Annotated in this window: 21 protein-coding genes and 1 tRNA gene; 11 read left to right on the plus strand and 11 right to left on the minus strand. The window is 56.0% G+C overall.

The features are described from left to right. Window position 1: 1 nt before the first annotated feature. The 8 genes from ACN0TS_RS06840 to ACN0TS_RS06875 all read right to left on the minus strand — a co-directional run bounded on the left by ACN0TS_RS06840 (window position 2) and on the right by ACN0TS_RS06875 (window position 4,983). Window positions 2-469 carry a PTS sugar transporter subunit IIA gene (locus ACN0TS_RS06840; RefSeq protein ID WP_417258589.1) on the minus strand — a complete coding sequence of 156 codons (468 nt, stop codon included), beginning with the start codon at window positions 467-469 and terminating at the stop codon, window positions 2-4. Between the two features lie 46 nt (window positions 470-515). Continuing rightward, window positions 516-1,091 (minus strand): ribosome hibernation-promoting factor, HPF/YfiA family, encoded by a 576-nt coding sequence (hpf, locus tag ACN0TS_RS06845; RefSeq protein WP_417258590.1) that lies wholly within the window; start codon window positions 1,089-1,091, stop codon window positions 516-518. Window positions 1,092-1,339: 248 nt separating this feature from the next. Further along, complete coding sequence (gene lptB, locus ACN0TS_RS06850; protein WP_417258591.1) at window positions 1,340-2,071, minus strand: LPS export ABC transporter ATP-binding protein; 732 nt, start codon at window positions 2,069-2,071, stop codon at window positions 1,340-1,342. Then, window positions 2,068-2,568, minus strand: coding sequence for a lipopolysaccharide transport periplasmic protein LptA (gene lptA / locus ACN0TS_RS06855; protein WP_417258592.1), 501 nt, complete (start codon window positions 2,566-2,568; stop codon window positions 2,068-2,070). Before lptA ends, lptB begins: the two co-directional genes overlap by 4 nt. Beyond that, complete coding sequence (gene lptC / locus ACN0TS_RS06860; protein ID WP_417258593.1) at window positions 2,565-3,185, minus strand: LPS export ABC transporter periplasmic protein LptC; 621 nt, start codon at window positions 3,183-3,185, stop codon at window positions 2,565-2,567. The genes lptA and lptC overlap by 4 nt, the downstream gene beginning before the upstream one ends. 9 nt (window positions 3,186-3,194) lie before the next feature. Beyond that, window positions 3,195-4,157, minus strand: coding sequence for a KpsF/GutQ family sugar-phosphate isomerase (locus ACN0TS_RS06865; protein ID WP_417258594.1), 963 nt, complete (start codon window positions 4,155-4,157; stop codon window positions 3,195-3,197). A 34-nt stretch (window positions 4,158-4,191) separates the two neighbouring features. Beyond that, a complete protein-coding gene (locus ACN0TS_RS06870) occupies window positions 4,192-4,803 on the minus strand; it encodes a ribonuclease D (protein ID WP_417258595.1) in 612 nt (203 codons plus the stop codon). Between the two features lie 93 nt (window positions 4,804-4,896). Further along, window positions 4,897-4,983, minus strand: a tRNA-Leu gene (locus ACN0TS_RS06875). A 144-nt stretch (window positions 4,984-5,127) separates the two neighbouring features. On the opposite strand from ACN0TS_RS06875, the gene ACN0TS_RS06880 reads away from it, so the two are divergent. Beyond that, complete coding sequence (locus ACN0TS_RS06880; RefSeq protein ID WP_417258596.1) at window positions 5,128-6,117, plus strand: complex I NDUFA9 subunit family protein; 990 nt, start codon at window positions 5,128-5,130, stop codon at window positions 6,115-6,117. Window positions 6,118-6,175: 58 nt separating this feature from the next. Here ACN0TS_RS06880 and ACN0TS_RS06885 read toward each other — a convergent pair whose 3' ends face one another. Next, window positions 6,176-6,979, minus strand: coding sequence for an undecaprenyl-diphosphate phosphatase (locus ACN0TS_RS06885; protein WP_417258597.1), 804 nt, complete (start codon window positions 6,977-6,979; stop codon window positions 6,176-6,178). 226 nt (window positions 6,980-7,205) lie between these two features. Here ACN0TS_RS06885 and ACN0TS_RS06890 point away from each other — a divergent pair, with 226 nt between their 5' ends. The 6 genes from ACN0TS_RS06890 (at window position 7,206) to ACN0TS_RS06915 (ending at window position 16,999) form a co-directional block, all read left to right on the plus strand. Then, window positions 7,206-8,639: an NAD(P)-dependent oxidoreductase gene (locus tag ACN0TS_RS06890; RefSeq protein WP_417258598.1), complete on the plus strand. Its 1,434-nt coding sequence runs from the start codon at window positions 7,206-7,208 to the stop codon at window positions 8,637-8,639. Window positions 8,640-8,801: 162 nt separating this feature from the next. Then, the gene (gltB, locus tag ACN0TS_RS06895) at window positions 8,802-13,337 is read left to right on the plus strand and encodes a glutamate synthase large subunit (RefSeq protein ID WP_417258599.1); all 4,536 of its coding nucleotides are present in this window, start codon (window positions 8,802-8,804) and stop codon (window positions 13,335-13,337) included. 135 nt (window positions 13,338-13,472) lie between these two features. Further along, window positions 13,473-14,231 (plus strand): monofunctional biosynthetic peptidoglycan transglycosylase, encoded by a 759-nt coding sequence (mtgA, locus tag ACN0TS_RS06900; protein WP_417258600.1) that lies wholly within the window; start codon window positions 13,473-13,475, stop codon window positions 14,229-14,231. A gap of 49 nt (window positions 14,232-14,280) precedes the next feature. Next, entirely contained in the window at window positions 14,281-14,946 is a 666-nt protein-coding gene (locus tag ACN0TS_RS06905) for a glutathione S-transferase family protein (RefSeq protein WP_417258601.1), read from the plus strand. Between the two features lie 27 nt (window positions 14,947-14,973). Next, the gene (queG, locus tag ACN0TS_RS06910) at window positions 14,974-16,014 is read left to right on the plus strand and encodes a tRNA epoxyqueuosine(34) reductase QueG (protein WP_417258602.1); all 1,041 of its coding nucleotides are present in this window, start codon (window positions 14,974-14,976) and stop codon (window positions 16,012-16,014) included. 76 nt (window positions 16,015-16,090) lie between these two features. Next, complete coding sequence (locus tag ACN0TS_RS06915; protein WP_417258742.1) at window positions 16,091-16,999, plus strand: DMT family transporter; 909 nt, start codon at window positions 16,091-16,093, stop codon at window positions 16,997-16,999. A gap of 17 nt (window positions 17,000-17,016) precedes the next feature. Here ACN0TS_RS06915 and ACN0TS_RS06920 read toward each other — a convergent pair whose 3' ends face one another. Continuing rightward, window positions 17,017-17,511, minus strand: a complete 495-nt coding sequence (locus tag ACN0TS_RS06920) for a hypothetical protein (protein WP_417258603.1) — start codon at window positions 17,509-17,511, stop codon at window positions 17,017-17,019. A 67-nt stretch (window positions 17,512-17,578) separates the two neighbouring features. Then, a complete protein-coding gene (locus tag ACN0TS_RS06925) occupies window positions 17,579-18,448 on the minus strand; it encodes a branched-chain amino acid aminotransferase (protein WP_417258604.1) in 870 nt (289 codons plus the stop codon). 162 nt (window positions 18,449-18,610) lie between these two features. Here ACN0TS_RS06925 and ACN0TS_RS06930 point away from each other — a divergent pair, with 162 nt between their 5' ends. The 4 genes from ACN0TS_RS06930 to ACN0TS_RS06945 all read left to right on the plus strand — a co-directional run bounded on the left by ACN0TS_RS06930 (window position 18,611) and on the right by ACN0TS_RS06945 (window position 21,023). Beyond that, entirely contained in the window at window positions 18,611-19,123 is a 513-nt protein-coding gene (locus tag ACN0TS_RS06930) for a MarR family winged helix-turn-helix transcriptional regulator (protein WP_417258605.1), read from the plus strand. Continuing rightward, window positions 19,120-19,818 (plus strand): response regulator, encoded by a 699-nt coding sequence (locus ACN0TS_RS06935; RefSeq protein WP_417258606.1) that lies wholly within the window; start codon window positions 19,120-19,122, stop codon window positions 19,816-19,818. The genes ACN0TS_RS06930 and ACN0TS_RS06935 overlap by 4 nt, the downstream gene beginning before the upstream one ends. Before the next feature lie 96 nt (window positions 19,819-19,914). Then, entirely contained in the window at window positions 19,915-20,157 is a 243-nt protein-coding gene (locus ACN0TS_RS06940) for an exodeoxyribonuclease VII small subunit (RefSeq protein WP_417258607.1), read from the plus strand. Beyond that, complete coding sequence (locus ACN0TS_RS06945; protein WP_417258608.1) at window positions 20,157-21,023, plus strand: polyprenyl synthetase family protein; 867 nt, start codon at window positions 20,157-20,159, stop codon at window positions 21,021-21,023. Before ACN0TS_RS06940 ends, ACN0TS_RS06945 begins: the two co-directional genes overlap by 1 nt. Window positions 21,024-21,036: the final 13 nt, after the last annotated feature.

Consider the following 21,036-nt stretch of genomic DNA (forward strand, 5'->3'; position numbering starts at 1 on the left):
GTCAGGCGGCTTTTGACGTAGAGGGGCCTGCGGACAGAATGGCATGTAGTGTGGCGGCTTCTGTGTTCGCACGCAGCTTTGCACAGATGTCACGGTCACGCATGGTGCGCGAAACCAATGCCAAGGCTTTCAGGTGGTCAACACCAGAATTTGCGGGAGCGAAAAGCGCAAAGATCAGATCGACAGGTTGACGATCAACAGCGTCAAAATCCATCGGTGTTTCGAGGCGCACAAACGCACCAACGACACTGCTCAGGCCGTGAATGCGTGCATGAGGCAGGGCTACCCCATGCCCCACACCTGTCGGGCCAAGGCTTTCGCGTTCCTGGAGCGCGTCAACAGCATCTCCCAAGGGAATGCCATAGGTGAGCATCGCGAGGTCGCCCAAGTCTTGAAACAGGCGTTTCTTGCTACTCATTTTTCCAACGACTTTGATCGCCTTTGGATTCAACAGTTCGGTGATTTCCATAGAAGTTCTTACCCGCCCCTCCCGTCCGAAGAGGCGGGTAGGGTCCTTATTTCACGTTGCTAGGGTCAATCCAGCCGATGTTTCCATCTTCACGGCGATAAACCACGTTAAGTTCGGTCTTTCCTTCATTTTTGAACACCAAAGCGTTGACGCCCGAAATTTCCATTTGCATGACCGCTTCACCGACCGAGAGTGTTGGAATTTTCGTTTCCATCTCGGCAATGATCATCGGCTGTAGGGAATCAGGCTCCTGCTCATCTGCGTGTTCTGACGCGGCGAGGATATAACTGGAAGCGTCATGGAGTTCAACCGGCTCCGAACGTTGCGCATGGTGGTCTTTCAAGCGGCGCTTATAGCGGCGCAGTTGTTTCTCCATTTTTTCCGCGCAATTGTCGAAAGCTGCGTAGATTTCATGCGCACTTGCGCGCGCTTGTGTCGTCAAACCAGTGGACAGGTGAACAATGGTTTCGCAGTTAAACTCAGAACCGCTTTTGGAAAAGATCACACTCGCATCGGTGGGGCGTTCGGCATATTTGCTCATAACTTCGCCAAGTTCACTTTTAACGTGCACCTGAAGTGCATCGCCGATGTCGATTTGTTTGCCGCTGATCTGGTATCTCATGTGATACTTCCTTTTTGCTATTGGGGGGTCCGAGGTGACACGTGCCAGCGTGCTACTACGTTTTCCCGCTCGGTTATTTTTGCGTAGCGGATGTGATGCATGATTTATTCACGGGCCCTAGCACTATGCGGGGCCGACATTGCGCCATCGGATGTGCCATCATCTGGGCGCGGATCGGGATACGATCTTGTTGCATCACAGTCATTTGGCGGCAGATTCACCCTGTTTGTCAACTGTCCTAGATCAAACTAGACGCGAAAATTTTCTCCAAGGTAAACATCTCTGACAACTTGGTTTGCCACGATTTCATCCTTGGTCCCTGACATGAGAACCTGACCGTCATGCAGAATATAGGCGCGGTCAATAATTCCGAGTGTTTCCTGTACGTTATGATCTGTAATGAGGACGCCGATGCTGCGGCTTTTAAGCTCAAGAACCAGCGATCTGATTTCCCCAACGGCAATTGGATCGACCCCTGCGAAAGGTTCATCCAGCAAAACATAGGCTGGATTTGACGCAAGGCAGCGCGCGATTTCGACGCGACGTCGTTCCCCACCTGATAATGATAATGCCGGAGCGCGGCGGATGTGCGAAATCGAGAATTCGGAAAGCAAGTCCTCAAGGCGTTCACGCCGAACAAGAGGGTCGCTTTCCGTGACTTCCAATATGGCGAGAATGTTATCCTCAACGCATAGGCCGCGGAAAATCGAAGCCTCTTGTGGAAGATAGCCGATTCCCATTCGCGCACGGCGATACATCGGCAATGTGGTGATGTCTGCACCGTCCACGATGATTTGACCCGCTTCGGGCATCACCAGTCCCGCGATGGAGTAGAAGCAGGTGGTTTTGCCGGAGCCATTGGGGCCCAATAACGCGACCACTTCACCACGTTTCAATTCGAGGGAGACATCACGAATAACGGTCCGTTTTCGATACCCTTTGCGAAGGTTTCGAATGATCAACGCATGATCTTCGCTCATTTGTTTGATCCAGGCTGAAGGATGGTTTTGACGCGCCCGTCGATCATTCCCACGCCTGTCTTCAGATCAATCGTCATCTTGTCGCCAGAGATTGCATTTGCGCCCTGCGTCAATAGCACGTTGCCCGTCAGAACCACCGAACTGGAGTCCAGATCATAGCGCGCGCTACTGGCTTCGACGGCTTCGCCCCCGTTGGTTAGGGTGACACCTTGGGTCGCTTCCAGTCGGGAGATGTTGCCGCTGCCTTCGACTCCGTAGATCACGTCAACCTTTCCTGCGGTGAGGCGCATACTGCCTTGGCCAATTAGAACATTGCCCTCAAACACAGCTTTACCAGTGGACTGATCCACTGAAAGCTGGTCCGATGTGATTTCAACAGGCAGGCTAGAGTCATGTTTTAACCCGCCAAAGGCCACCGAAGTGCCTTGTGCAGTGGCGGCATGAGTAGCAAGCCCCAAAGCGCAGGCGAGCGCGTATGCGAATATGCGTCTGGTCACGGGCGGTCCTCTATCTCTTTTGGTCGATATATCAGCTTAACACCTTCCTTGAAAACAAGAAGGTAGTTTCCCGTGTCTTTGTCTTGGGACAAAAGCATATGACCGGCATCTAAACTGCCAAGGGGGCCAATGGCGTGTACGGCATCCGAGCTTTCGATCTGCGCCGTATCCAACATGGCAGCAAGCCGTTCGGTGGTGATTGTATAGCCCGTCGAGGTTTGAATTCTGACTCCGCCAGATATTTCCGCAATTTTGCTTTCCCCATCAATCACGGCGTTGTCCGCAGACAAATCAATTGTGCCGTTGTCGGGCATACGAAGCCCACCCTCAATGGCGGTTGAATTGATAGAGTTCGAACCTGATAGATCAGGGCGAACAGTGGCGGCCGAGAAATAAAGTTCCGAGCCATCATCGGTGACGGTAGAAAAGGCCGGCCCGTCAATGCGCTGTTCCCGCGCGAGCGAATCAATATCGACCTGTGCATAGGGCAGAGAGGGTTCATAGTCGCCGCCTCGCGCAAACAAAAAGAGCGTCGCGAGGAGGGCAAGACTTAACAGTGGCAGGACGATTTTTGCCAGTGCGACAATGCGCGAGTGTTTGTTGTTATATCGGGCCATAGGTGTGATTTACACAACGCCCGCCCGAAGGCAGTCCTGAATCTTTAAAATCCCGCAAGGGCGCGCATTTTCGGCGGTATTCCGCACAAATAGACAGGTAATCGCGTGGTCGTCCATGCGAGACACGGCCTCGCCAGCCAAAGCGTCGATGGAAATGGTCATGGGGTCTGGTGTCATGACGTCGCTGGCCGTTTGGTTTAAAACGGATTCAATATTTCGGCGTAGGTCGCCATCGGTGATTATGCCGATCAATGCGCCAGTGTCATCAACAACACCCGCGACGCCAAATCCCTTGGCCGAGATGGTATCGACTACGTCTCGCATGGGTAAATCTCTCGCAACGAGTGGCATGTCTGTGTGCATCAAATCACCGACTTTGGTGAGCCGGGCTCCGAGCTTCCCTCCAGGGTGCAGCATTCGAAAATGATCAGCTGTGAACTTGCGGTGATCCATGAGCGCAATCGCAAGGGCGTCCCCGAGTGCTAATGCCATCGTCGTCGAGGTGGTCGGAACGATGCCCGTGCCGCAGGCTTCATCCGCGTGTGGTAGCGTGAGCGCGATGTCGCAGGCTTGCATTAGGGCGCTTTCGGGCTTTGATGTGATCCCGATCAACTTGATGTTGAACCTGCGCGTAAATGCGATGAGATCGGCCAGTTCAGGGGTTTCACCAGAATTGGAGAGGATCACAACCACATCATCGCGATCAATCATACCGAGGTCGCCGTGGCTTGCTTCCGCGGGATGGACGAAGTGTGAGGGCGTGCCTGTTGAAGCAAGCGTGGCCGCCATCTTTCGTGCGACGTGGCCGGATTTACCCATTCCCGCGACAATGGTGTGGCCCTTGGTGTTCAGAATGGTTTGGACCGCCTGAACAAAACTGTCACCGAGTGAGGCGGACAGAAGATGGAGCGCATCTGCCTCGCAATCGACCGCGCGACGGGCGGTTGTTAAAAACTGTTCGGCAGTTGTCATCTGCTATGCCTCGCGGGTCATGTGGTCGCCATTGCTAATGCGAAAAAATGTCGGTGTCAGGCCATCCCGCAAGATCGAGTTTTGCTCGGGTAGGAAGGAAGTCGAAACAGCTCTGCGCAAGCTCGGTGCGGCCTTCGCGGGCAAGCATGGCGTCTAGTTTGTCTTTCAACTTATGCAGATAGAGCACATCGGAAGCGGCATAATCCAGTTGTGCGTCTTTGAGGTTCAACGCGCCCCAATCGCTCATCTGTTGGTACTTGGGAATGTCCACTTTCAACAGTTGTTCGAGGAGGTTTTTCAATCCGTGGCGATCCGTGTAAGTGCGCACCAGTTTCGACGCGATTTTGGTGCAGTAGACTGGCGCGGCCAAGGCACCAAAGGCATGGTACATCGCAGCGATATCAAAGCGACCGTAGTGAAAGAGTTTCAAGGTGTTCGGATCTTCGAGCAATTTGCACAGATTGGGAGCATCGGACTGATCTTTTTCAATCTGGACAAGATGGGCATTGCCGTCACCGTCTGACAATTGCACGAGGCACAAGCGATCCCTGTGAGGGTTGAGGCCCATCGTCTCACAATCAATCGCCACAATAGGGCCAAGGGACAGGTCGCTGGGGAGATCTTTCTTATAAAGAAAATTTGTCACATCGAGCCTCATAGAAAATTTGGTCTGTTCGTGCATACGCATTCAGAGCAGAACCGACAAGTTTCATTGAAGTGATATCTGGAACTGACATTGTGGTGCCCAGAAGAGGACTCGAACCTCCACGTCCTTACGGACACTAGCACCTGAAGCTAGCGCGTCTACCAATTCCGCCATCTGGGCATGATGTCGTGGAGTGGCGATGTATAGGGGGGACGGGCGCGTGTCAACGGGTCTCGTGCGGGAATCTGTCGCTGTTGATAGCGTCTTGTTCATTCTCGTCTGAAAAGCTATTGAAAGTGCGACATTCAGGCATTGGAGATGCAGATGGCAAAATTGGTCACCATCTATGGCGGCGCTGGCTTTGTAGGGCGTTATATCGCCCGTCGTATGGCGAAAGAGGGTTGGCGCGTTCGCGTCGCTGTCCGTCGCCCCAACGAGTCGCTTCACGTAAAACCTTATGGTGCAGTCGGTCAGGTCGAACCTGTGTTATGCAATATTCGCGATGACGCCTCTGTGCGTGCTGCGATGCAGGGTGCTGATGCGGTTATTAATTGCGTTGGTGTCCTGACTGAACGCGGTAAAAACTCCTTTGCTGCTGTTCAGGCAGAAGGCGCGGGGCGTATCGCCTCGATCGCAACAGAATTGGGTGTTCCCAATCTTGTGCATATCTCGGCTATCGGCGCGGATAAGGCCGCTCAAAGCGAATACGCCCGCACAAAAGCCGAAGGTGAAGCTGCTGTTTTGGACGCCTTCCCAAGTGCAGTTATTTTGCGCCCATCGGTGATCTTCGGGACTGAGGATGCGTTCTTTAACAAATTCGCGAAAATGGCCGCGAAAATCCCGTTCGTCTTTTACCTTGTTGGCGGCAACACCAAATTTCAACCTGTCTACGTCGATGATGTGGCTCAGGCCGCTGTCGCAGGTGCACTGGGGGCGGCTCCTGCAGGGATCTATGAATTGGGCGGTCCTGACGTGGATACGCTCAAGGGTATGGTCAGCAAGATGCTTGAGATGATTCGTCGCCGCCGTTTGATCATCAACCTTCCGTTCTGGGTGGGGCGGATCATGGCGACAGGGTTTTCAATCGCACAGTTCCTGACCGCCGGTCTTTTTCACAATAGCATCCTGACAAAGGATCAATTGAAAAACCTCGCCGTTGATAATGTTGTGTCAGGCGGGGCGAAAGGGTTTGACGACCTTGGGATCAAGCCAACCTCGATGTCGGTTATCTTGGAGGACTATCTGTGGGTCTACCGTCCACATGGTCAGTTCGAAGCTGTTCGAGAAAGCGCAAAAGGATTGCGCGACGTCTAAGGCAGACAAGATATGACGCATAAAAAACGCGCCCCGTTCAGGGCGCGTTTTTTGTTGCTTAGGTATAAGCGATAGTCAGAAGGATGAGGCCCAGAATCACGCGATAGTAGACATAGGGCGCGTAGCTTATCGACCGTAGTAGCCGCATCATCAGAATGAGTGCGAGAAGGGCGGCGATGAAGGCGAAGATGGCGCCGAGCGCTGCGAGTTTCATCATGTCGATATTTGCTTCGCCCACGACATCAATTCCAAGCAGAAGTCCCGAGGCCATAATGGTTGGAATCGACATGAGCATTGCGATTTTGGCGCTGTCCTCGCGGGTGTAGCCAAGCGCTCTTGCGCCTGTGATGGTGATCCCTGAACGCGAGGTGCCCGGGATGATGGCAATGGCTTGCCAGAGGCCAAGGATGATGGCGTCACGGCGGTTCCAATCAGAGGCTGCTTTGACAGAGGAGCCCTTTTTGTCGAACCAGTAAAGGACCAAGCCAAAGATCAGCATGGTCCATCCGATGACAGTTATGGAACGCATGGCGTCCGAGAGGCCTGTCACTTTGGCAATGAGGCCGACGATGATGACGGGTATGGTGGCGACAAGTAGGAGGAAGGCCAGTTTGGAGCCTTGCGTGTCGATACGGCCCGTCAACATGCGTGGTATGCCTGCCAGACCTGCCTTAACGTCGGACCAGAAAAACAGGATGACGGCCCCGAGTGTGCCGACATGAACGGCCACGTCAATGGTCAGACCTTGGTCCTGCATCCCTGTCAATTGCGGTAAAAGAATCAGGTGGCCTGAGGATGAAACGGGCAAAAACTCCGTGATGCCCTGAATTAGGGCGACAAGAAGGAGATAAAACATGCTCATGGGAGCCTCTATGCTTCGTTGTTTTCCAAACGATAAACGCATTGAATCTCAATAAGAAGCGCAAATTTGTATCAGTATTGCTTACCTAAATATCTCTGAATGGCTTTGAATATCGATCTCTGACGAGGGTTTGAATCTTTAATACGTCAGCACATATGACTTTTCTTTTGAAATGGGCTTGTGTAGATAGGGCTCAAATCTCGTCAACTCATGGAGATAGTGCGTTATGGCAAAAGAGCCGATGCTGAAGTTTGTGTCTGTTGGGCGTGATATGCCTGAGAAACGGACGGCGGAGGTCCGTAAGGAAGATTTCCATGAAATCTATGCGGAATTCGCGAAGGAAAAGGCAGCGGAGCAGGCGTCGCGCTGCTCTCAATGTGGTGTGCCCTATTGCCAAACACATTGCCCGTTGCACAACAACATCCCTGATTGGTTGCGCCTGACGGCCTCCGGTCGCCTGAAGGAAGCCTATGAGCTGTCTCAGGAGACGAACACCTTTCCGGAGATCTGTGGCCGCATCTGTCCGCAGGACCGTCTGTGTGAAGGCAATTGCGTGATCGAGCAATCGGGCCACGGCACTGTGACCATCGGGTCTGTCGAGAAATACATCACCGACACCGCCTTTGACGAGGGGTGGGTCGCGCCGATTGAACCTGCGCATGAGCGCACCGAAAGCGTTGGCATCATCGGGTCCGGTCCTGGTGGTCTGGCTGCGGCGGACCGCCTGCGTCGTCAGGGTCTGCAAGTCACCGTCTATGAACGCTCCGACCGTGCGGGCGGTCTGATGATGTATGGCATCCCGAGCTTCAAGTTGGAAAAAGACATCGTTCTGCGCCGCGTGAAACAGCTCGAAGAGGGCGGTGTTAAAATCGTTCTCAACTGTAATGTGGGCGAAGACATCTCCTTCGACGACCTGCGTGCGAAACACGATGCAGTGTTGATCGCAACGGGTGTATACAAGTCCCGCGACCTGCAAGGGCCCGGTGCAGGGTCCAAAGGGATCGTGCGTGCCATCGACTATCTCACCGCCTCGAACAAGGTCGGATTTGGCGATAGCGTCGCGGAATACGAGAGCGGCGAGTTGAATGCAGAGGGCAAGAAGGTCGTCGTGATCGGCGGTGGCGATACCGCGATGGACTGTGTGCGCACAGCGATCCGTCAGGGCGCTACATCGGTCAAATGCCTCTACCGTCGTGACCGCGCCAACATGCCTGGCTCGCAACGCGAAACCCAGAACGCCGAAGAAGAAGGCGTCGAGTTCGTCTGGCTCTCCGCGCCAAAAGGCTTCGCAGGCGATCCTGTCACAGGCGTTATGGTTCAGAAAATGCGCCTCGGTGCACCTGATGCCTCTGGCCGTCAGTCACCCGAATTGATCGAAGGCTCCGACTATGTCGAAGAGGCCGATCTGGTTGTGAAGGCACTCGGGTTTGAACCTGAAGAACTGCCGAAACTCTGGGGCACTGATGGTCTGGAAGTCACCCGTTGGGGTACTGTTCTGGCGGATTTCAAAACGCATTTGACCTCGCTCGACGGTGTTTATGCCTGTGGCGATATTCAGCGCGGGGCCTCTTTGGTCGTTTGGGCGATCCGCGATGGTCGCGAGGCCGCCGATGCGATCCTCGACCAGATCAACGCCGCCTCAGCCGTGGCCGCAGAGTGAAAATGTAGGACAGGGAAGGCGCAATAAAATCGGGCCAAATTGTCGGTCAGACCCCCGTCGGACTTTTGTCGGACACCTGTCGGACCCACCGAACGTTGCGCCGCCCATCAGTGTTTTAAATAGGACAACTGTCCTGACCCACCAACGAAGGAAGGGTTTACGATGACAAAATATGATGAAAACTGGGCCGCTCGCGAAGAAGCAAAACGCGCCTATATGACCGAGCATTCCCTGTTCCGCGAAGAGGACGAACACTCCTCATGTGGTGTGGGTCTTGTGGTCTCTGTTGACGGATCGAAATCCCGCAAGGTTGTGGAAAACGGCATCGCCGCGTTGAAGGCCATCTGGCACCGTGGTGCTGTTGATGCTGACGGTAAAACGGGTGACGGCGCGGGTATCCACGTCCAGATCCCTGTTCCGTTCTTCTATGATCAAGTTGACCGCACGGGGCACACGCCGCGTAAGGGTGAATTGCTCGCTGTTGGTCAGGTGTTCTTGCCGCGCACCGATTTTGGCGCTCAGGAAACATGCCGCACGATTGTCGAGAGCGAAGTGCTGCGCATGGGTTATTACATCTACGGGTGGCGTCACGTGCCCGTGGACACGTCCTGCTTGGGTGAAAAAGCCAACGCAACGCGTCCCGAGATTGAACAAATCCTGATCTCGAACTCAAAAGGCGTGGACGAGGAAACATTCGAGCGCGAGCTTTATGTGATCCGTCGCCGCATTGAGAAAGCCGCCGCCGCCGCAGGTGTCGGCCAGCTTTATATCTGTAGCCTGTCGTGCCGTTCGATCATTTACAAAGGCATGATGTTGGCCGAGCAGGTTGCGGAATTCTATCCCGACCTGATGGACGAGCGTTTTGAGTCCGCCTTTGCGATCTATCACCAACGCTATTCCACCAACACCTTCCCACAATGGTGGTTGGCGCAGCCGTTCCGCATGTTGGCGCACAACGGTGAGATCAACACGCTCAAGGGCAACCTGAACTGGATGAAGAGCCACGAGATTCGCATGGCCTCATCGACCTTTGGCGACATGGCCGAGGACATCAAACCGATCTGCCCGCAAGGCTCGTCCGACAGTGCCGCGCTTGACGCTGTGTTCGAGGTTCTCGTGCGCGCAGGCCGCACCGCGCCGATGGCGAAAACCATGTTGGTGCCTGAGTCGTGGTCCAAGAACGCAGAAGAACTGCCGCAGTCGTGGCGCGATATGTATTCCTATGTGAACTCCGTGATGGAGCCATGGGATGGTCCCGCCGCACTCGCTATGACCGATGGTCGTTGGGTCTGTGCGGGTCTGGATCGCAACGGTCTGCGCCCCATGCGTTATGTTGTGACGGGTGACGGTCTTGTCATCGCAGGGTCCGAGGTGGGCATGGTGCCGACTGACGAAGCCACTGTGGTGGAAAAAGGCGCGCTTGGTCCGGGTCAGATGCTGGCCGTGGATATGGCCGAAGGCAAACTTTACCACGACAAAGAGATGAAAGACTCGCTGGCCAATGCGCAGCCGTTTGGCGACTGGGTTGGCAAGATCAAGGATCTCGAATCGGAGTTGTCCGGTCTTGATGAAAAGACGCTGTTCAAGGGTGAAGAGCTTAAGAAGCGTCAGATCGCGGCGGGCTATTCGATTGAGGAGTTGGAGCAGATTCTCGCGCCAATGGCCGAGGATGGCAAAGAGACATTGGCCTCGATGGGCGATGACACGCCTTCGGCTGTTCTGTCGAACAAATACCGTCCACTGTCCCACTTCTTCCGTCAGAACTTCTCTCAGGTGACAAACCCGCCGATTGACAGCTTGCGTGAATATCGCGTGATGAGCCTCAAGACGCGGTTCGGCAACCTCAAGAACGTGTTGGACGAGGACAGCAGCCAGACCGAGATTCTCGTGTTGGAAAGCCCCTTTGTGACCAATGCGCAGTTCGATGCGCTGAAATCGCAATTCAATGCGCCGATGACGAAGATCGACTGTACCTTCCCTGTCAACGGCGGGCCAAATGCGTTGCGTAAGGGTCTTGACCGTATTCGCTCCGAGGCGGAAGACGCGGTGCGTTCGGGTGGTGGTCACATCATTCTGACCGATCAGTTGCAGGACGAAGACAAGGTCGCGATGCCGATGATCCTTGCCACCTCTGCGGTGCATTCGTGGTTGACGCAGAAGGGGCTTCGGACCTTCTGTTCGATCGGTGTGCGTTCGGCCGAGTGTATTGATCCGCATTACTTTGCGGTGCTGATTGGCTGTGGCGCGACCATCGTGAACGCCTATCTCGCCGAGGACAGTCTTGCGGATCGCATTGATCGTGGTCTGTTGGATTGCACCCTGACCGAAGCCGTGACGCGCTACCGCTCTGCGGTGGATGCGGGGCTTTTGAAGATCATGGCGAAGATGGGGATCTCGGTGATTTCCTCCTATCGCGGTGGTCTGAACTTCGAGGCTGTTGGCCTGTCGCGCGCCATGTGCGCCGAATTCTTCCCCGGTATGCATTCGCGGATTTCGGGCATCGGTGTTGCGGGTATTCAGCGCAAGGTCGAAGCTGTGCACAAACAGGGCTTCCACGGGGGTAACACGTTGCCTATCGGTGGCTTTTACAAATCGCGCAAATCGGGCGAGACCCACGCATGGGAAGCGCAAGCGATGCACATGTTGCAGTCCGCTTGTGACCGTGCGTCCTACGAGATGTGGAAGCAATACAGCGCGAAGATGCAGGCCAATCCGCCGATCCATTTGCGTGACTTGCTCGACATCAAACCTCTGGGCAAATCTGTTCCGATCGAAGAGGTGGAAAGCATCACCTCGATCCGTAAACGCTTTGTGACGCCGGGCATGTCCTTGGGCGCGTTGTCTCCCGAGGCACACCGCACGCTTTCCATCGCGATGAACCGCATTGGCGCGAAGTCGGACTCTGGTGAAGGCGGCGAGAGCCCCGATGATTTCACGCCAGAACCCAACGGCGACAATGCCTCTGCGAAGATCAAGCAGGTGGCCTCCGGTCGCTTCGGTGTGACATCGGAATACCTGCTGCACTGCGAAGAGTTGGAGATCAAAGTCGCACAGGGTGCAAAACCCGGTGAGGGTGGTCAGCTGCCCGGCATGAAGGTCACGGACCTGATCGCCAAGCTGCGTCACTCGACCAAAGGCGTGACGCTGATTTCACCGCCACCACACCACGATATCTACTCCATCGAAGACCTCGCGCAGCTGATCTACGATCTCAAACAGATCAACCCGCGCTGCAAAGTCACGGTGAAACTCGTGGCCTCCTCTGGTGTCGGCACCATTGCCGCAGGTGTGGCGAAGGCGAAAGCCGATATCATCCTGATCTCGGGTCACAACGGTGGCACGGGTGCATCTCCCGCAACCTCGATCAAATTCGCGGGTCTGCCATGGGAAATGGGTCTGACCGAGGCGCACCAAGTGCTTGCCATGAACAACCTGCGTGACCGCGTCACTCTGCGGACCGATGGCGGTTTGCGCACGGGTCGCGACATCGTCATGGCGGCGATGATGGGGGCCGAGGAATACGGTATCGGCACCGCTGCACTCATCGCGATGGGCTGTATCATGGTGCGTCAGTGCCAGTCGAACACATGCCCCGTCGGCGTCTGCACCCAAGACGACAACCTGCGGGCCAAGTTCACAGGCAACGCGGATAAGGTGGTAAACCTCATTACCTTCTACGCGCAGGAAGTCCGTGAATTGCTCGCCTCCATTGGTGCGCGTTCGCTCGACGAAGTGATTGGCCGCGCCGATCTGCTGACGCAGGTGTCACGCGGTTCTGCGCACCTCGACGATCTCGATCTTAACCCGTTGCTCTTGTCGATGGATGGGGCCGAGAACATCGTTTACGACCGCTCCAAGCCACGCAACTCTGTGCCTGATACGCTCGACGCACAGATCGTGTCGGACGCCGCGCGGTTCCTCAATGATGGCGAGAAAATGCAATTGTCATATGCGGTGCAAAACACATTGCGCACCGTGGGCACTCGTACCTCGTCGCATATCGTCACCAACTTCGGGATGCGTAACGATCTTCAACCTGACCACCTGACCGTGAAACTCTCGGGCTCGGCAGGTCAGTCGCTTGGGGCTTTCGCGGCTCCTGGTCTGAAAATCGAAGTGTCGGGCGATGCCAACGACTACGTGGGTAAAGGCCTGTCTGGCGGGATGATTGTGGTGCATCCGCCCATGCATTCGCCGCTTAAAGCCTCCGAGAACACCATCATTGGCAACACGGTGCTTTACGGTGCGACCGACGGGTATCTGTTCGCCGCAGGGCGCGCAGGTGAGCGGTTCGCCGTTCGTAACTCGGGTGCCAAAGTGGTGATTGAGGGCTGTGGCTCCAACGGTTGTGAATATATGACCGGCGGTATCGCGGTGATCCTCGGCTCTATCGGCGCCAACTTCGGCGCGGGTATGACGGGTGGCATGGCCTATCTCTATGATCCTGAGGGCACGGTTGAAAACCTGATGAACCTTGAGACGCTCATCACCTGTCGTGTGACCGTCGATCACTGGGAGAACGAACTCAAGTCCCTGATCGAGCGTCACGCGGCGGAGACCGGTTCCGTGAAAGCACGTGAAATCCTGTCTAACTGGGAGGTGGAGAAAGCCAACTTCCTTCAGGCTTGTCCGAAGGAAATGCTGGTTCACATTCCTGCACCGCTCTCGCTCGAAGAAAGCGCTATTCCCGCAGAATAAGCAGGATTAGAGACACAATTTGGGAAGCCCTCGCGGATGCGGGGGCTTTTCTTTTGGTCACACCTGCGCAGGGATTGTGCTGTGGGTGTGTGGCGGTCCTTGACCCCTATGGGAGTTCCATGCTCCCTCTAGGCCATGGCAAAAAAGACAGTGAAAAAGACGGCGCCTGCAAAGACGCGACAGACAAAGCGCACACGAAAGAGCGCTGATGCCCCCAAGATCGGGATGTTTGGTCGATTGCGTCGGCGTATCAGGCGTGTCCTATTCGGTGTTGTGGCGCTTTGGGTTCTCTGGATTTTGGCCTATAGCGTCGTCCCCGTTCCTGTGACCCCCTATATGATGGCGGAGCGTTTGCGGACTGGCGATCTGGATTATCAGTGGACGCCGATTGATGATATGGCTCCCGTGTTGGTGCGCTCTGCGGTGGCGGCAGAGGATGCGAATTTCTGTCTGCACTGGGGCTTTGACATGGCCGCGATTCGCGATGCGATCGAGAGTGGCGGTGCGCGTGGTGCCTCGACGATTTCGCAGCAGACGGTCAAGAATGCCTTTTTGTGGCACGGGCGGTCATGGCCGCGAAAGGCGCTTGAGGCATTGACCACACCCGTTGTGGAATTGCTTTGGAGCAAGCGGCGGATTATGGAGGTCTATCTCAACATCGCCGAGTTCGACACGGGCGTGTTCGGGGTGGAGGCGGCCAGTCGCCACTATTTCGGTGTTGGTCCTGATGAGGTGACAGCGACACAAGCGGCACGCCTTGCCGCTGTGCTGCCTAGCCCAAAGACACGAAATGCGGGAAAACCGGGTCAATTTGTGCAACGCCGTGCGCGTCAGATTGCCGATGGGGCCGCGACAATAGCCGTCGATGGACGTGCGCGCTGTTTCGAGGATTGAAACGTCCCGCCATTCGCGGCAAAGAGGGATAAACAAAGAGTAGTAGCCTATGAACCGACTTTATCACGTGCCCCTCTCTCCCTTTTGTCGCAAGGTCCGTCTTGTGCTTGCGGAAAAGAAAATCGAAGCCGAGTTGGTTGAGGAGCGGTATTGGGAACGCGATCCCGATTTCATGCGCCGCAACCCCGCAGGCAAGGTGCCGATCTTGCGCATCGGTGAGATGAACCTGTCTGAAAGCTCCGCGATTTGTGAGTATCTCGAAGAGGTCTATCCCACGCCATCCTTGATGCCTAAAGATCCCGAGGGACGTTATGAGGTGCGGCGGCTGATGAATTGGTTTGATGACAAATTCCATCAGGAAGTGACGTCGAATCTGCTCTATGAGCGGGTGAACCGGAAGTTGATGAAGGCGGGCTATCCCATCTCCGCGAATGTGAAGGCAGGGGCCAAGGGGATTAAGTATCACCTTGATTATATGGCGTGGCTTTTGGACCGTCGCCGTTGGCTTGCGGGCGATACGATGACGCTTGCGGATTTCACCGCGGCGGCACATCTGTCGTGCCTCGACTACATCTCGGATGTGGACTGGAACCGCTCGGCTGTGGTCAAGGATTGGTACGCAAAGATCAAATCGCGTCCTGCGTTCCGTTCGCTTCTGGTTGACCAAGTGCCAGGCTTTCCGCCGCCCGCCCATTACGCCGACCTCGATTTTTGATCCGTCCTGTCCCTGAAAGGGGCACCTTTGACATATCTCGATAAGGACACCGTACGCGCCAAAGCGCTGGAGGAAGGGTTCTCCAAAGTCGGGTTTGCGCGACCCGATTTGCCTGAGGCGATGGCGCGGTTGCGCAGCTTTGTCGAGTCGGGGCACCACGGGCAAATGGGGTGGATGGAAGAGCGCATGGCGTGGCGCGGTGATCCGACTGCGCTGTGGCCCGAAGCCAAATCCGTGATCATGCTCGCGGAGGCCTATACGCCGGACGAAGATCCGATGGAGGCCGTAAATAGACCCCAATCCGGCGCAATATCGGTTTACGCCCGCAATCGCGATTACCATGACATCGTCAAGAAGCGGCTCAAACGCGTTGGCCGTTGGCTCATTGAGCAAGCGGGTGATGACACGCAGATCAAGGTGTTTGTCGATACCGCCCCCGTGATGGAAAAGCCTCTGGCGGCAAAGGCGGGGCTTGGTTGGCAGGGCAAGCACACCAATCTGTTGGGCCGTGATCTGGGCAGTTGGTTTTTCCTTGGCGCGATCTTTACCACTGTCGATTTCGACCCCGATCCTGCTGAAATCGAGCGGTGCGGGTCGTGCCGTGCCTGTCTGGATGCCTGTCCGACGGATGCCTTTCCTGCGCCTTATCAACTCGATGCGCGGCGCTGTATTTCGTATCTCACGATTGAGCATCATGGCCCCGTGGATGAGGAGCTTCGCGCTTTGATGGGCAATCACATCTATGGCTGTGATGACTGTCTCGCCGCCTGCCCGTGGAACAAATTCGCGGTGGAGGCCAAGGAGCTGCGCTACGCAGCTCGCGATGATCTTCGTGCGCCGCCTTTGGCGGAACTGGTGCAACTCGACGATGCGGCGTTTCGCGAAAAGTTTTCCGGCTCGCCCATCAAACGGGTCGGGCGCAATCGGTTCGTGCGCAACGTGCTTTACGCAATCGGTAATTCGGATGATCCGAGTTTCATCCCGCAGGCGGCAAAACTGACCGAAGACCCCGACCCGACAGTTGCCGATGCGGCGCGTTGGGCGATAGGGCGGCTTGCAAAAACGTAAGAGGTTGTGACCTTGCGCAAGGTATTGTGTGCGCTACTCTGAAGGTCCGCCAAAGGAAGTCAAAACCGTGAATGTGATGCGTGGGATCGGATTGAAGCTGGCGTCATTGGCCGTCATGTTGGCAATGGCGTCTTTTGTCAAATCCGCGACCGCCGAAGTGCCGCCGTTTCAGGCGGCATTCTTTCGCTCGCTCTTTGCTATTCCCATTGTCGTCGGGTTTTTGCTTTCCCGTGGGGAATTGCGACAGGGGTTGAAGATGGTCAATCCCAAGGCGCATTTAATCCGCGGCATTCTGGGGGCGGGAAGTATGATGCTCGGCTTCACGGCTTTGTCGCTTTTGCCTCTGCCAGATTCCACCGCCATCGGATATGCGCGGCCCCTGTTTATTGTGATCCTGTCGGCTGTGATCCTGCGCGAGCGTGTGCGGGTGTTCAGGTTCACGGCTGTGGCGATTGGCATGGTAGGTGTTTTGATCATCCTGTCACCGCGCCTGACCATGTTGCACGGTGCGCCTACGCCCGATGAGACGCTCGGAGCCGTTGCCGCCTTGCTCGCGGCGATCGTGGTGGCGTTTATTCAACTGCATTTGCGGGTCATGGTGCGGACGGAAAGCACGACGTCCATCGTGTTCTGGTTCTCCGTCATTGCCACTCTTGTCACGGGGCTGACCTTTCCCTTCGGGTGGGTGATGCCGAGCGGATGGGTCATGGCACAACTGATCCTTGCGGGGCTTCTTGGCGGGTTTGGACAGGTGCTTTTGACATCGTCCTATCGCTATGCGCCGGCCTCGACATTGGCCTCGTTTGAATACACGTCGATGGTTTTTGCCATCCTTGTCGGCTATGTCTTTTTCGATGAAATCCCGACATGGATGACGATCATCGGGGCCGCGATCATTGTGGCATCGGGGCTGTTGGTGATCCACCGCGAGCGGCAATTGGGTCTCTCCGCCGAACGATTGAAAAAAACCACAGCGGTGATGTAGGGCACCTGTGGCGTCGCCTATTCAGACAGGATGCGGGCCCAGAATCCTTGTTCCTGTTCATTGCTTTGTTCTTTTTGCGCGAGGATTGCGCGTTGCTTTGTCACCATGCGCTCGGCCTCGACCGCGGCGCGGATGCCCTCGGCGGCACGTGAAATCGGGAAGGGGCCGATGACGCTGTTGCCAACTTTGTAGCGAATAATGATATCGCGGCCCGACTTTGCATTTCGGAACTCAACACGGGTCTCGGTGTTGAAAATGCCAAAGGATTTGTCGAAGGCCGTGCGATAGTCGTCTAAGGAGAGGTTCGACTCGGCATTGGGGCCGAATGTGACCTCGGTCACGATAAGTGTCTTGTCGGCGATTTGCCCCGCTTCGAGCAGCTTTTCCAGAGTGATCCCGAGTGGTCGGTAAGAGGGGTTATGGGTCGCATAGTGCAGGGCCAGCATGAAGGTTGCGGGTGCCACGACGAGAAAAACGACAAGGACCAGATAGAATGTATCGCGCTTCATCATAAAAAAACTCTCCGCCAATTCGAATTGACGGAGAGTGGCATTTTTGAGTTTAGCTCGGGTTAATGTGTTAGGCGCGCACGAGTTTTTCGTAGCTTTCCGCGATGTCGCGGGTCAGAGCGCCGACCTCGAATGTGTAGTCGCCGATCTGGCCCACGGGGGTCACTTCGGCTGCCGTTCCGGTGAGGAAGCATTGCTCGAACCCTTCGAGTTCTTCGGGAAGGATGCGGCGCACGTGGACTTTGACGCCCTTTTTCTCAAGCATTTCGATCACGGTCTGGCGGGTGATGCCGTTGAGGATCGCATCGGGATCAGGGGTGTGAACCTCGCCGTCCTTGACGAAGAAGATGTTCGCACCTGTCGCCTCGGCCACGTAGCCGCGATAGTCCATGAACAGCGCGTCGGAGCAGCCTTTGGCTTCGGCGGCGTGTTTGGACATGGTGCAGATCATGTAGAGACCTGCGGCTTTCGCGGCGGTCGGGATCGTTTCGGGGGAGGGCCGTTTCCACTTGGCGATGTCGAGTTTGGCGCCGTTCATTTTGGCGTCGCCGTAATAGGCACCCCATTCCCATGCGGCCACGGCCATACGGACGGGGTTTTTGTTGGAGGCCACGCCCATGTCTTCGCCCGCGCCGCGCCATGCCAGAACGCGCACATAGGCGTCGTCCCAACCGTTGGCTTTGAGCACGTCGTATTTGGCTTTTTCGATCTCCTCGACGGTGTAGGGGATCGGCATGTCGAGCAATTTGCCAGAGGCCAGAAGGCGTTTGGAATGTTCGACGGATTTGAAGATCGTGCCGTTGTAGCAGCGTTCACCCTCAAACACCGAGGACGCGTAGTGCATGGCGTGGGTCAGGATGTGGACGTTGGCGTCCCGCCACTCGACCAGTTTTCCGTCCATCCAAATTTTGCCGTCGCGATCATCATATGCACCTGCCATGGGGTGAGTCCTCTGCTTGGGTCGTGGGGCATTGTAGAGATCACGCGCCCGCGAAACCGTTATTTTATTGCACGAAATCGCATTGTCGCTATCAATTGGACCTTGGAATGTCAATAAGGCTGACATAAGCTTGGCCATACCAGTGGCTGATGTGAGGATCGTATGGCGGACGGGAAAAGCGGCGGCAATACGGGAAGTGAAAGTCTTCTCTTTCTCACGGATGAACAATTGCGCAAGGGCATCGAGGCGATGTTCTTTGCCTATCGCGGGTTTACCCAAGACCCTGATCGTATCTTGGAGGAGCATGGATATGGCCGCGCCCATCACCGCGCGGTCCACTTTATCAATCGCACTCCGGGCACGACGGTCAACAATCTGTTGAACATTCTCGGCGTGACGAAACAGTCTCTAAACCGCGTGCTTCGGGCGTTGATCGAGGACGGATTGGTGGAGAGCCGTGTTGGCAAGCGCGACAAGCGCGAGCGGCATTTGTATCTGACCGAGACGGGCAAGAAGCTTGAGGCGGAACTTTCGGAAGCGCAGCGCGGTCGGATGCGGGCTGCCTATCGCGAAGCAGGTCACGAAGCTGTGGCTGGATTTCGTAAAGTTCTTGAGGCCATGATGGACCCTGACCAAAGGGCGTATTTCGACGCCTTTAAGGAGGGGGAAAGTTGAAAAGCGATATTCACCTGCTCATCGTTGATGATGATGAGCGGATCAGGGATCTACTCAAAAAATATTTGATGCGGAACGGGTTTTGCGTCACGGCGGCGCGAGATGCCGCCCATGCGCGACGTTTGCTGGCGGGGTTGGAATTTGACCTGATCGTCCTTGATGTCATGATGCCGGGCGAGGACGGGGTTTCCCTGACGCGCGATTTGCGGTTGCGTATTGCGACGCCGATCATGTTGCTGACGGCCAAGGGCGAAACCGAGGACCGGATCGCGGGGCTTGAGGCGGGGGCGGATGACTACATCGCCAAACCATTCGAGCCCAAAGAGCTCTTGCTCAGAATTAACGCCGTGCTGCGGCGGGTTCCCGATGAGGATGTGACGGAGACGGCACCAAAGCACCTGCTTTTGGGTCAGTTTCGCTATGATATCGAACGCGGCGAGCTATGGGAGGGCGATACGCCCTTGCGGCTGACGGCGACCGAGAACCAGTTGATGCGCATCTTTGCGGCCTCCCCTGGTGAGGCTGTGTCACGCGCCGATCTGGTGGAGCGGTTGGGCCGTGATGGCGGACAGGCGCAAGAACGCGCTGTTGATGTTCAAATCACGCGATTACGCCGAAAACTGGAAACGGACCCGCGTCAGCCGCGTTACCTGCAAACGGTACGTGGTGAGGGCTATATGCTCGTGCCCGAGTGACAGACGGGGCATAGGCGACATTTGTAAAAGCGGGTGGCGCAACGAGGCGTGAGGGACTAGTTTGATCGCGAATTGAACTGCGCCGAGGAGCTTTACATGTCGGATACCGCCGTAGAACAAATGAGTTTCGAAGCCGCGATGGCGGAATTGGACCAAGTTGTTGGTAAACTTGAACGCGGCGATGTCGCGCTTGAGGACAGTATCGCGCTCTATGAACGCGGTGCGAAGCTCAAAGCGCATTGCGAGGCCAAACTCAAAGACGCTGAAGAGAAGGTCGAGAAGATTTCTGTCGGCGGTGACGGAAAAGCGACGGCCGCCACGCCTGTTGAAGGCCTCTAATGCAAGACCGTATGGAACAGTGCCGCAGCGCCGTTCAGGCCTGTCTGGATGAGGCGCTTGCCCCTTTAGGCAGCCGTCCGGTTGAGGTTGCAATGCGCTATGCCTTGGGTGGCGGTAAGCGGCTTCGGGCGTTTCTTGTGATGGAAGGGGCGCAATTGCATGATGTGCCGCCCGCGCAATCCGTTTGGGCCGCTGCTGCGATTGAATCCATCCATGCCTATTCGCTCGTCCATGATGATCTGCCGTGCATGGATGATGACGATCTGCGCCGTGGTCAGCCAACCGTGCATAAGAGGTGGGACGAGGCGACTGCCGTGCTGACGGGAGATGCGCTTCAAACCCTTGCGTTTGATCTTTTGACGCGGCCCGAATTGGGCGTTTCAAGCCAGATTAGGGTCGAATTGATCGCCTCTCTGGCCAAATCATCGGGCATTCACGGAATGGTTTTGGGACAGGCGCAGGATATCGCGGCGGAGACTGCCGCGACCCCGCTTGATCTCGCTGCGATCACCGAATTGCAGGCGAATAAAACCGGCGCGTTGATCGAATGGTCGGCGCGTGCGGGGGCAATCTTGGGCGGGGCCGACCCGACGGCGCTGGGCCATTATGCCAAAGCCGTGGGTTTGGCATTTCAGATCCAAGATGATATTCTCGATGTCGAAGGTGACGCGGAAAAAACGGGCAAGGCCGTTGGCAAGGACGCCGATGCGGGCAAGGCCACGTTTGTCTCTCTTTTGGGGCTTGCGGGTGCGAAAACGCGCGCGCGTGATCTGGTTGATGAGGCTTGTGCGGCATTGAGCCACTACGGAACTCGTGCAGATGCCTTGCGGGATGTGGCCCGTTTCGTTATCTCGCGTGAAACTTAAGGCAGGAGTTGCG

It is taken from the genome of Celeribacter sp., from assembly GCF_048266405.1.
Lineage (GTDB): Bacteria > Pseudomonadota > Alphaproteobacteria > Rhodobacterales > Rhodobacteraceae > Celeribacter.

Coding starts and splice junctions, on each gene's coding strand:
- ACN0TS_RS06940 (WP_417258607.1), top strand. CDS start 19,915: ATGTCGGATACCGCCGTAGAACAAATGAGTTTCGAAGCCGCGATGGCG.
- ACN0TS_RS06905 (WP_417258601.1), top strand. CDS start 14,281: ATGAACCGACTTTATCACGTGCCCCTCTCTCCCTTTTGTCGCAAGGTC.
- ACN0TS_RS06945 (WP_417258608.1), top strand. CDS start 20,157: ATGCAAGACCGTATGGAACAGTGCCGCAGCGCCGTTCAGGCCTGTCTG.
- lptC (WP_417258593.1), bottom strand. CDS start 3,185: ATGGCCCGATATAACAACAAACACTCGCGCATTGTCGCACTGGCAAAA.
- ACN0TS_RS06925 (WP_417258604.1), bottom strand. CDS start 18,448: ATGGCAGGTGCATATGATGATCGCGACGGCAAAATTTGGATGGACGGA.
- mtgA (WP_417258600.1), top strand. CDS start 13,473: ATGGCAAAAAAGACAGTGAAAAAGACGGCGCCTGCAAAGACGCGACAG.
- gltB (WP_417258599.1), top strand. CDS start 8,802: ATGACAAAATATGATGAAAACTGGGCCGCTCGCGAAGAAGCAAAACGC.
- ACN0TS_RS06920 (WP_417258603.1), bottom strand. CDS start 17,511: ATGATGAAGCGCGATACATTCTATCTGGTCCTTGTCGTTTTTCTCGTC.
- ACN0TS_RS06930 (WP_417258605.1), top strand. CDS start 18,611: ATGGCGGACGGGAAAAGCGGCGGCAATACGGGAAGTGAAAGTCTTCTC.
- ACN0TS_RS06880 (WP_417258596.1), top strand. CDS start 5,128: ATGGCAAAATTGGTCACCATCTATGGCGGCGCTGGCTTTGTAGGGCGT.
- ACN0TS_RS06840 (WP_417258589.1), bottom strand. CDS start 469: ATGGAAATCACCGAACTGTTGAATCCAAAGGCGATCAAAGTCGTTGGA.
- hpf (WP_417258590.1), bottom strand. CDS start 1,091: ATGAGATACCAGATCAGCGGCAAACAAATCGACATCGGCGATGCACTT.
- ACN0TS_RS06915 (WP_417258742.1), top strand. CDS start 16,091: ATGCGTGGGATCGGATTGAAGCTGGCGTCATTGGCCGTCATGTTGGCA.
- ACN0TS_RS06865 (WP_417258594.1), bottom strand. CDS start 4,157: ATGACAACTGCCGAACAGTTTTTAACAACCGCCCGTCGCGCGGTCGAT.
- lptB (WP_417258591.1), bottom strand. CDS start 2,071: ATGAGCGAAGATCATGCGTTGATCATTCGAAACCTTCGCAAAGGGTAT.
- ACN0TS_RS06885 (WP_417258597.1), bottom strand. CDS start 6,979: ATGAGCATGTTTTATCTCCTTCTTGTCGCCCTAATTCAGGGCATCACG.
- ACN0TS_RS06890 (WP_417258598.1), top strand. CDS start 7,206: ATGGCAAAAGAGCCGATGCTGAAGTTTGTGTCTGTTGGGCGTGATATG.